The sequence below is a fragment of the Micrococcus sp. MS-ASIII-49 genome (assembly GCF_000946635.1).
Lineage (GTDB): Bacteria > Actinomycetota > Actinomycetes > Actinomycetales > Micrococcaceae > Micrococcus > Micrococcus luteus.
In genome coordinates this window covers 1-10,012 of sequence record NZ_JXSP01000134.1, presented here as the reverse complement: position 1 = coordinate 10,012, position 10,012 = coordinate 1, and the positions used below count along the sequence as shown (strand labels likewise).

At 74.0% G+C, this 10,012-nt stretch carries 9 protein-coding genes; 1 reads left to right on the top strand and 8 read right to left on the bottom strand.

The annotated features are described in order from the left end of the window. The 6 genes from SJ20_RS09305 to SJ20_RS09280 form a co-directional block, all read right to left on the bottom strand. Positions 1–209: hypothetical protein (locus SJ20_RS09305; protein WP_044659719.1), on the bottom strand; the 209-nt coding region annotated here is incomplete at its 3' end. Beyond that, positions 206–1,273, bottom strand: coding sequence for an acyltransferase family protein (locus tag SJ20_RS09300; RefSeq protein ID WP_044659718.1), 1,068 nt, complete (start codon positions 1,271–1,273; stop codon positions 206–208). The genes SJ20_RS09305 and SJ20_RS09300, both read right to left, overlap by 4 nt. 78 nt (positions 1,274–1,351) lie before the next feature. Beyond that, positions 1,352–1,657, bottom strand: a complete 306-nt coding sequence (locus SJ20_RS09295; RefSeq protein WP_044659717.1) for a hypothetical protein — start codon at positions 1,655–1,657, stop codon at positions 1,352–1,354. Positions 1,658–1,715: 58 nt separating this feature from the next. Then, entirely contained in the window at positions 1,716–2,405 is a 690-nt protein-coding gene (gene deoC, locus SJ20_RS09290; protein WP_044659716.1) for a deoxyribose-phosphate aldolase, read from the bottom strand. Between the two features lie 20 nt (positions 2,406–2,425). After that, positions 2,426–4,156, bottom strand: a complete 1,731-nt coding sequence (locus tag SJ20_RS09285; protein ID WP_044659715.1) for a phospho-sugar mutase — start codon at positions 4,154–4,156, stop codon at positions 2,426–2,428. Beyond that, positions 4,156–5,001, bottom strand: coding sequence for a purine-nucleoside phosphorylase (locus tag SJ20_RS09280; protein WP_044659714.1), 846 nt, complete (start codon positions 4,999–5,001; stop codon positions 4,156–4,158). Before SJ20_RS09280 ends, SJ20_RS09285 begins: the two co-directional genes overlap by 1 nt. A gap of 64 nt (positions 5,002–5,065) precedes the next feature. Between SJ20_RS09280 and SJ20_RS09275 the strand changes: the two genes are divergently transcribed. Continuing rightward, positions 5,066–6,505: an NAD(P)H-quinone dehydrogenase gene (locus SJ20_RS09275; RefSeq protein ID WP_044659713.1), complete on the top strand. Its 1,440-nt coding sequence runs from the start codon at positions 5,066–5,068 to the stop codon at positions 6,503–6,505. Between the two features lie 116 nt (positions 6,506–6,621). Here SJ20_RS09275 and SJ20_RS09270 read toward each other — a convergent pair whose 3' ends face one another. Then, entirely contained in the window at positions 6,622–8,058 is a 1,437-nt protein-coding gene (locus SJ20_RS09270) for an MFS transporter (protein WP_044659712.1), read from the bottom strand. A 171-nt stretch (positions 8,059–8,229) separates the two neighbouring features. Then, positions 8,230–10,005 carry a biotin carboxylase N-terminal domain-containing protein gene (locus SJ20_RS09265; RefSeq protein WP_082067628.1) on the bottom strand — a complete coding sequence of 592 codons (1,776 nt, stop codon included), beginning with the start codon at positions 10,003–10,005 and terminating at the stop codon, positions 8,230–8,232. Positions 10,006–10,012: the final 7 nt, after the last annotated feature.

Sequence of the window (10,012 nt, the reverse complement as noted above, 5' to 3'; positions counted from 1 at the left end):
GGCGCGGCGGGGTCGGCCGGGTGGGGGAGGAACGCCGGGCCGAGCCGGAACTCGGCGAGGCGATCCTCCCGCGCCGTGGCGGCCGCCGGGGCGCCGGCGTCACCGCCGTCACCCGCCGGGTGGCCGCCGTCGCGGGTCGGCACCTCGGGCTCCTCCGGCGTCGGCGGCAGGAACGGATTGCGGATCGGGGGGCGATGATCCCTGCTCATGGGTGTGTCCTCTCCGAGGCGGTCGTGACGCGCGGCAGCGCGGACGTGACGGGGTGCGGGGGCTCCACGCGTCGCAGGCGGTGCACCGGGTGCCAGCGGCGGCGCGCCCCCGTGAACGGCTTGGACAGGGGGGTGGCGAGCAGGGCGAGGCCTGCCAGCCAGCTGAGGGCGAGCGCGAGGGCGAACTTGGCGGCGTTGTCCTCCACGCCGTGGCGCGTGACCCACATCAGCACCCAGCCGTGCAGCAGCACCACCACCGTGCCCGTCCGGACCAGGGCGGTGATGGCGCGGCGCAGGGCTTGACCCGTCCCGGTGCGTCGGGCGAAGGAGCGCAGCAGCCTCTCCACCGTGGAACCGAACACGAGCACCATCCCCGCGGACATCAGGACGCCCACGGCGGGGGTGAGCACCGGCGTGCCGAAGCCGCCGAACTTGATGTTGGGCGGCTCCAGGCCCAGCCGGACCGCGACCATCCCGAGCAGCACCAGGCCGACGCCGATGAGCGTCCGGTGGCGCCGCACGTGCGGCTGGACGCGGCGACGGAACATCTCGCCGCTGAGGACGAACAGCAGGCACGGCAGGGCCAGCCCGACGCCCAGCGGCGTGCGGGCGATCGCGGAGTCCGGCACGAGGTGGGCCCACGCCAGCCCGGCCAGGCCCACGGCCCAGGCGACGGCGGACGGGAAGCGCTCGAGGAATCGGCGCAGCACCGTGGTGAAGAACAGGACGGAGATGAACCAGAACGCCCACCACGGGGGCTCCTGGTCCGCGCCCCCGTACCAGCCGGTGATCATCAGGCGCCGCAGGAGGTCGGGGTCGTCGGCGAACCACGCGAACGCGGCCACGGACATGAGCGCCGCCCACACCAGGTACGGCACCATCAGGCTCCGGAAGCGGCCCCGCACGTCCGTGGCCCAGGGGCGGCCGCGCGTCCAGAAGTAGCCGGTGAGGAAGAAGAACAGCGGCATCCGCCAGATCTCCAGGTACCGGCTGAAGGTGAGGTCCGTCAGGTACGCGTGACCCAGCACCACCGCCGCGATGGAGACAAGCCGAAGGGCGTCCACCCCCGTGTTGCGGGTGGACGCCCTTCGGCGCGCGGCGGCCGGACGACCGGTGTCAGCGATCCTCGGCTCCGGGACGGCTCAGCGGTGCGCGGCGCCGGTCTCGACGGCGTGGGCGCCGGCGGCGGCGTGCTCGACGACGGGACGGGTGTGGATGGCGGTGGTGTCCACGGTGTCGCTGCGGCCCAGGAACGTCTGGGGGATCATGAAGGCCACAGTGGCCAGGGCCAGCGCGATCAGGCCGGGGATCCAGACCGACTCGAGCGACCAGAAGCCCATGGCGTAGAGGCAGCCGAGGAACGCGCCGAAGGCGACGATGAAGGCGATCAGGGAACCCCAGACGCCGCCCACGTTGGAGTGGTCGATGGCCTTGCCGTTGCGGATCACGTGATGCTCCTTCGGTGCGGTCCCGGCCGGGGCGGACGCCCGGCCGAAGTGATGCGAGTCAGTCGGATCCCAGGATAGCAAGCGCGGAGCTGGCCCCGATCCGGGTGGCGCCGGCCTCGATCATCGCCAGGGCGTCCGCGCGGGTGCGCACCCCGCCGGAGGCCTTCACGCCGATGCGCTCGCCCACGGTGCGGCGCATCAGCGCGACGTGCTCGACGGTGGCGCCCGCGGTGGAGAAGCCCGTGGAGGTCTTCACGAAGTCCGCCCCGGCCTCGACCGCGGCCTCGCAGGCCAGGACGATCGCGTCGTCGTCCAGCAGGGCGGTCTCCACGATCACCTTGAGCAGCGCCCCGCCGTCGCCTGCGGGGCCGTCCGCGTGCGCGGCCTCGGCCACGGCGCGGACGTCCGCGACGAGCCGGTCGCGGTCCCCGGCGCGGGCCGCGGCGACGTCGAGGACCATGTCCACCTCGTCCGCGCCGGCGTCGATCGCCTGCCGGGCCTCGAAGGCCTTGACCTCCGAGGCGTTGGCGCCGAGGGGGAAGCCGATCACGGTGCAGGTCAGCACGTCCGAGCCCGCGAGCTCGGCGGCCACCAGCGGCACCCACACGGGGTTGATGCAGACGCTCTTGACCCCGGCCTCGCGGGACTCGGCCACGAGGCGGCGCACGTCCGCCTCCGAGTTGTCGGCCTTCAGGGCGGTCGCGTCGATGTACTTCGCCAGCTCGGCGGTGGTGAGGGAGACGGTCATGTCCGCCAGCCTACCGAGGCTCAGCCGCCCACGAGGGCCGTCACCTCGGCGCGCAGCGCCTCGAGCCGCTCGGCGGCCGCGGCCGGGTCGGCGTCCCGGGTGCCGAGGTAGCACTTGAGCTTCGGCTCGGTGCCGGAGGGGCGCACGAGGACGCGGGTGCCGGAGTCGGTGGCGAACAGCAGTGCGTCCGTCGGCGGCAGCCCGTCCCCGCCGGCGGCCAGGTCCCGGCGCACGGTGACCGGTTCCCCCGCGAGCGTGGCCGGCGCCTGCTGACGCAGGGCCGTCATGGTGCGGGCGATCAGGGACAGGTCCGCCACGCGGACCGAGACCTGGGCGCTGGGCATGGCGCCGGTGACCGCGTCGACGTCGGCCAGGGCGTCCGTCAGGCCGCGTCCCTGCGCTGTGAGGGCGGCGGCCAGCTCCGCGGCCATGAGGGCGGCCGTGATGCCGTCCTTGTCCCGCACCATGTCCGGGTCCACGCAGTAGCCGAGGGCCTCCTCGTAGCCGAAGCCGAGGTCCGGGGCGCGGGAGATCCACTTGAAGCCGGTCAGCGTGACGTGGTGCCTCACCCCGTTCGCCTCCGCCAGGGCGGCCAGCTGCGGGGAGGAGACCACGGAGTTCGCGGCGCTGCGGCCGGCCGCGTGCAGGGCCGGCATCGCGTGCGCGCCCAGCAGCGTCCCGACGGCGTCGCCCGAGAGCATCCGCCACGTGCGGGCACCGTCCGCGTCGGTGACGGGCGCGGCCAGGGCCAGGCGGTCGGCGTCGGGGTCGTTGGCGATCACCAGGTCCGCGTCCACCTCGGCGGCCAGGGCGAGGGCGAGGTCCATCGCCCCCGGCTCCTCCGGGTTGGGGAACGCGACCGTGGGGAAGGCCGGGTCCGGGGCGGCCTGCTCGGCCACCACGTGGACGGGGCCGAAGCCGGCGTCCTCGAGCAGGCCCGGGACCACGGCGCCGCCCACCCCGTGCAGGGGCGTGTAGACCACGCGCAGGTCGCGGTGGCCGTGCCGGTCGTCGTCGAGCACGCCGAGGGCCGCCGCGCGGTAGGCCTCCAGCAGGTCCGGCCCGGCCACGGTCCAGCCGTCGTCGGCGAGCGGGATGTCCGCGGCCCACGCCGCGTGGTCGATGCGGGCGGCGATCTCCGCGTCCGCGGGGGAGACGATCTGCGCCCCGCGACCCGCCTCGTCCGTGAGCCGCCCGCCGAGGTAGACCTTGTAGCCGTTGTCCGCGGGCGGGTTGTGGCTGGCCGTGACCATCACGCCCGCGTCCGCGCTGAGATGGCGCACCGCGAAGGCGAGCACCGGCGTCGGCAGCGGGTCCGGCAGCAGGACGGTCTGCACGCCCGCGGCCGTCAGGACGGCGGCCGTGTCCGCGGCGAAGGCGGCCGAACCGCGCCGCGCGTCGTACCCGACGACGGCCAGCGGCGGGGCAGCGTCCCGTCCGACGCCGTCCCACAGGTGGGCGGCCAGACCCGCCGCGGTACGGCGCACCACGAGCCGGTTCATGCGGGACTCGCCCGGGCCCTCCTCGGCGCGCAGGCCGGCGGTGCCGAAGGCGAGCGGCCCGGCGAAGCGCGCGGCGAGCACCGCCCGGGCGGCCGCGGCCTCCGGGCCGACGCCGGCGGCCGCGTCGAGCTCGGCGCGCAGGGTGTCCCGGTGCGCGGGGTCGGGGTCCTCCGCCGCCCACCGCTCAGCCCGGGCGAGGACGTCCTCCGGGAGCGCGGCGACGTCGTCGTGCGGGGGATGCGCGGGCATCAGAGCCGCCCCACGATGTCCGCGAGCAGACGCGCGATGCGCGGGCCGGCGGCCTGGCCGGCCTCGACGACCTCGGCGTGGGACAGCGGCGTCTCCGAGATGCCGGCGCCGAGGTTGGTCACCAGCGAGATGCCGAACACCTCCAGCCCGGCGTGACGGGCCGCGATCGCGTCCAGTGCCGTGGACATGCCGACGAGGTCGCCGCCGAGGGTGCGCGCCATCCGCACCTCGGCGGGGGTCTCGTACTGCGGGCCGGCGAACTGGACGTACACGCCCTCGCGCAGGGACGGGTCCACCTCACGGGCGATCGCGCGCAGCCGCGGGGAGTAGAGGTCGGTCAGGTCCACGAACGTGGCGCCGACGAGCGGGGTGGCGCCGGTGAGGTTGATGTGGTCCGCGATCAGGACGGGGGTGCCCGGGGCGATCTCCGGGTCCAGGCCGCCGCAGCCGTTGGTCAGCACCACGGTGCGCGCCCCGGCGGCGGCGGCGGTGCGGACGGTGTGCGCCACGGCCTGGGCGTCGCGGGACTCATAGAAGTGCGTGCGCGAGCCGAAGACGAGGGCGTGCGTGCCGTCCGGCAGTCGGACCGAGCGGATCACCGCGTTGTGGCCGGGCACCTTCGGGGCGTGGAAGCCGGGCACCTCGGCCAGCGGCACGGCGGCGACCTCGTCGCCGATCAGGCCGGCGGCCTCGCCCCAGCCGGAGCCGAGGACGACGGCGACGCGGTGCTCCGCCACGCCCGTCGCCCGGGCGATGGTGTCGGCGGCCGCGCGGGCCTCGGCGAAGCCCGGATGGTCGCCGGTCAAGGGGGAGTCGGGGGAGGGGATGCTGGTCTGGTCGGTCACGTCGTGGAGTCTAGGCGGTGTCCCGTGAGCGCGGGCTAGGACTTTCCCGTCCGCGGCGGACACAATGGAGCCCGTGAGCGAGGAAAACAGCACCTTCATCCCGTCCCTGACCATCATCGGCGGCGGCCCCGGCGGCTACGAGGCCGCCATGGTGGCCGCGAAGCTGGGCGCCCGCGTGACCCTGGTCGAGCGCCAGGGGTTGGGCGGCGCGGCCGTCCTCACGGACGTGGTCCCCTCCAAGACGCTGATCGCCGCCGCCGACTCGATGCGCCGCGTGGGCGCCTCCGTTGACCTGGGCGTCGACCTCGGCGGGGGCGACGTCCACGCGGACATGGGCCGGGTCGGCCACCGCATCCTGAACCTGGCCCACGAGCAGTCCTCGGACATCCGCGCGGGCCTCGAGCGGGTCGGCGTCCGGGTGATCGACGGCGTGGGCCGCGTCGTCGGCCCCCACGAGGTGTCCGTCCGCGCCCTCGACGACGCCGACGCCGGCGCCGAGCCCGAGATCATCACCTCGGACGCGATCCTCGTGGCCGTCGGCGCGAGCCCCCGCGAGCTGCCCACCGCCGTCCCGGACGGCGAGCGGATCTTCAACTGGAAGCAGGTCTACAACCTCAAGGAGCTTCCCGAGCACCTGATCGTCGTGGGCTCCGGCGTCACCGGCGCCGAGTTCGCCTCGGCCTACAACCGCCTCGGCGCCAAGGTCACCCTCGTCTCCTCGCGCGACCGCGTGCTCCCCGGCGAGGACGCCGACGCCGCCGAGCTGCTCGAGAAGGTCTTCGAGGGCAACGGCCTCAGGGTGGTCTCCCGCTCCCGGGCCGAGTCCGTCGAGCGGACCGAGACCGGCGTGCGCGTGCACCTCTCCGGCGAGGGCGCCGAGGACACCCCGTCGATCGAGGGCTCCCACGCGCTGGTGGCCGTCGGCGGCGTGCCGAACACGGCGGGCCTCGGCCTCGACGACGTGGGCGTGAAGCTGACCGGCTCCGGCCACGTGCTCGTGGACGGCGTCTCCCGCACGTCCGTGCCGAGCATCTACGCGGCGGGCGACTGCACGGGCAAGCTCGCCCTCGCCTCGGTGGCGGCCATGCAGGGGCGCATCGCCGTGGCCCACCTGCTCGGCGACGCCCTCAAGCCGCTGCGCCCGCACCTGCTGGCCTCGAACATCTTCACCTCGCCGGAGATCGCCACCGTGGGCGTCTCGCAGGCGCAGGTGGACTCCGGCCAGTACCAGGCGGACGTGCTGCGACTGGACTTCCACACCAACCCCCGCGCCAAGATGTCCGGCGCGGAGGAGGGGTTCGTGAAGATCTTCGCCCGTCAGGGCTCCGGCACCGTGATCGGCGGCGTGGTGGTCTCGCCGCGCGCCTCCGAGCTGATCTACGCGCTCGCGCTCGCGGTCACGCACAAGCTGCACGTGGACGACCTCGCGGACACCTTCACCGTGTACCCGTCCATGTCCGGGTCGATCGCGGAGGCGGCGCGCCGCCTGCACGTGCGCATCTGACCCAGAGACGACTTTCGGTCGTGAGATAGGCCCTATCTCACGACCGAAAGCGTCCATTCCCCCGATGTCACGTTCGACAGTGCGGGCGGGGGCCCCGGGCGGGGAACCGGGCGGGGTCAGCGTGCGGCGCGACGCTCGCGGGCCGAGGTGACGGTGTCGAGGTCCGTGTGTCGGGTCTCGGGGGAGAGGGCCAGCGCGATGACGGTGATCGCCGAGGCGGCGGCCAGGTAGTAGCCGACGTAGGCGACGTCGAACTTCTGCACCAGCCAGGCTGCGATGAACGGGGTCAGCGCCGCGCCGAGGATCGAGGACACGTTGTACGCGATGCCGGAGCCGGTGTATCGGGTGTTCGTGGGGAACAGCTCAGGCAGCACCGCGGACATCGGCCCGAAGGTCAGGCCCATGAGCGTCATGCCGGTGGCCAGGAACGCCAGCATCAGCGGCACGTTCAGCTCCGCACCCACGCCCATGTTCGCCGGCGCGAGCCACAGGCCGAACGAGAGGCCGAACACCACCATGAGCACCGAGATCACGATCAGGGTGGGGCGGCGGCCGAAGCGGTCCGCCAGCAGGCCGGAGACCGGCACGAACGCCGCGAAGAACAGGATGCCGACCAGCTGCAGCACGAGGAACTCGGCGTAGGGGACACCCAGGAAGCCGTTGGCCGGCTTGCCGATCGCGTAGGAGAGGATCCACGTGGTCATCAGGTAGAAGAGCACGTAGGTGGCGTACATGACGAAGGTGCCCAGGATCAGCTCCCACCAGTTGCGGCGGAACACCTCGCCCAGCGGCGCCTTCACACGCTGGTCGCGGTCGAGGGCGCGCTGGAAGACCGGGGTCTCCTCGAGCTTGACGCGGACGTAGAGGCCCACGGCCACCATCACGATCGAGAGCAGGAACGGCACGCGCCACACCCACGTGAGGAACGGGCCGTCGAGCACCGGGCTCGTGGAGTCGTGGTCGAAGCCGAGCACCAGCGCGAGGAACAGGCCGTTGGCCAGCAGGAAGCCGATCGGCGCGCCGAGCTGCGGCCACATGGCCGCCTGCGCGCGCTTGCCGTCCTTGGCGTACTCGGTGGCCAGCAGGGCGGCGCCGGACCATTCGCCGCCGAGCCCCAGGCCCTGGAAGAAGCGCAGCAGCGTCAGCATGGCCGGCGCCCACAGGCCGATCTGGTAGTACGTGGGCAGCAGGCCGATGAGGAACGTCGCGATGCCCATGGTCAGCAGCGAGCCGATGAGCGTGGTCTTGCGGCCCACGCGATCGCCCAGGTGGCCGAAGACGACGGCGCCCAGCGGCCGGGCGACGAACGCCGCGCCGAAGGTGGCCATGGAGGCCAGCAGGGCCGTGTTGTCATCACCGCCCGCGAAGAAGATCAGCGGGAACACCGAGACGGCGGCCGTGGCGTAGATGTAGAAGTCGTAGAACTCGATCGAGGTGCCCACGAGCGAGGCGATGATGACCCGCGAGCGGGGCACCTCCTCCGCGGAGGCGACCGCGTCCGACGTGAGATCGGTGGGGGCGCCCGGGTTCGCGGGCGGGGTGGAGTGGGACATGGTGTCTCCCTGGTATGACGGGCACAGGGGGTCGCGAGCGACCACGATGTGAGACGAAGATGCGTGTCAGGCTAAGCCTCATCGCGCCGATCGGCGAGAGTCATGTCCCCGTCGTCCACCATGCGGAACCAGCCCACGACGCCGGCGCTCCCCGCCGTCGTCGCCGGCGGCTCACTCCGTGTCGGCGATGGTGGCGATCACCGTGCCGGCCGTGACTGTCTGGCCCGGCTCGACCTCGAGACCGCTGACCACGCCCGCGCGGTGGGCCGCGAGCGGCTGCTCCATCTTCATGGCCTCCACGACCACGATCAGGTCGCCCTCGGCCACGGTCTGGCCGTTCTCGGCGGCGACCTTCACCACGGTGCCCTGCATCGGGGCGGTCAGCGCGTCCGTGCTGACGGCCGCGGCCACCGGTGCGCCGCGCTTGCCGCGGGGCCGGCGTCGTCCCGCGCCGGCCCGCTGGGCGGCGCCGGAGATCGTGTGCAGGGCCTCGCCCCACGTGGGCAGGGTGACGTCCACGCGCTTGCCGTTGACCTCCACGGTCACGGTGTGGCGCGCCTCGCGGGGGGCCGGCTCGGCCGGGGTGAGGGCGCTCGGCTCGATGTGGTTCGCGAACTCCGTCTCGATCCACCGGGTGTGCACCGAGAACGGCTCCTCCGAGCCGGCGATCTCGGGGGCGAAGGCGGGGTCGCACACCACGGCGCGATGGAAGGGCAGCACCGAGGGCATGCCGACGATCTCGGCCTCGCGCAAGGCGCGGGCGGCGCGCTGCAGGGCCTGGCGGCGGTCCGCGCCGGTGACGATCAGCTTGGCGACCATGGAGTCGAAGGCCCCGGAGACGGTCTCGCCCTCCACCACGCCGGAGTCCACGCGCACGCCCGGGCCGCTGGGCATGCGGAACGTGGTGAGCCGGCCGGGGGCGGGCAGGAAGCTGCGGCCCGGGTCCTCGCCGTTGAGGCGGAACTCGATCGAGTGGCCGCGGGGCTGCGGGTCCGTGTAGCCGAGGGCCTCGCCGCGGGCCAGGCGGAACTGCTCGCGCACGAGGTCGATGCCGGTGATCTCCTCGGAGACCGGGTGCTCCACCTGCAGGCGCGTGTTCACCTCGAGGAAGGAGATGGTGCCGTCCTGGCCCACGAGGAACTCGCACGTGCCCGCGCCGACGTAGCCGGCCTCCTGCAGGATCGCCTTGGAGGACTCCACGAGGCGGGCGTTCTGCTCGTCCGTGAGGAACGGCGCCGGGGCCTCCTCCACGAGCTTCTGGTTGCGGCGCTGCAGGGAGCAGTCGCGGGTGCCGAGCACGGCCACGTGGCCGTGCTCGTCGGCGAGGACCTGGGCCTCCACGTGGCGGGGGCGGTCCAGGAAGCGCTCCACGAAGCACTCGCCGCGGCCGAACGCGGCGACGGCCTCGCGGACGGTCGCCTCGAACGCGTCCTCGACGTCGCCGAGCTCGCGCACCACGCGGATGCCGCGGCCGCCGCCGCCGAAGGCCGCCTTGATGGCGATCGGCAGGCCGTGCTCCTCGGCGAACGCGCGCGCGGCGGCGGCGTCCGGCACGGGGCCGTCCGAACCCGGCACGAGCGGGGCGCCCGCCTGCTGGGCGAGGGAGCGGGCGGTGATCTTGTCGCCGAGGGCGCGGATGGCGTCCGGCGACGGGCCGATCCAGGTCATCCCGGCGTCGATCACGGCCTGCGCGAAGTCGGCGTTCTCGGAGAGGAAGCCGTAGCCCGGGTGCACGGCGTCGGCGCCGGCGCGGCGGGCGACGTCGAGGACCGCGTCGATCTTCAGGTAGGTGTCCGCCGAGGACGCGCCCGGCAGGTGGAAGGCCTCGTCCGCGACGGCCACGTGCAGGGCGTCGGCGTCCGGATCCGAGTAGACGGCGATCGAGGCGATGCCGTGGTCGCGGGCGGCGCGGGCCACGCGCACGGCGATCTCGCCGCCCGCGACCACGGCATCG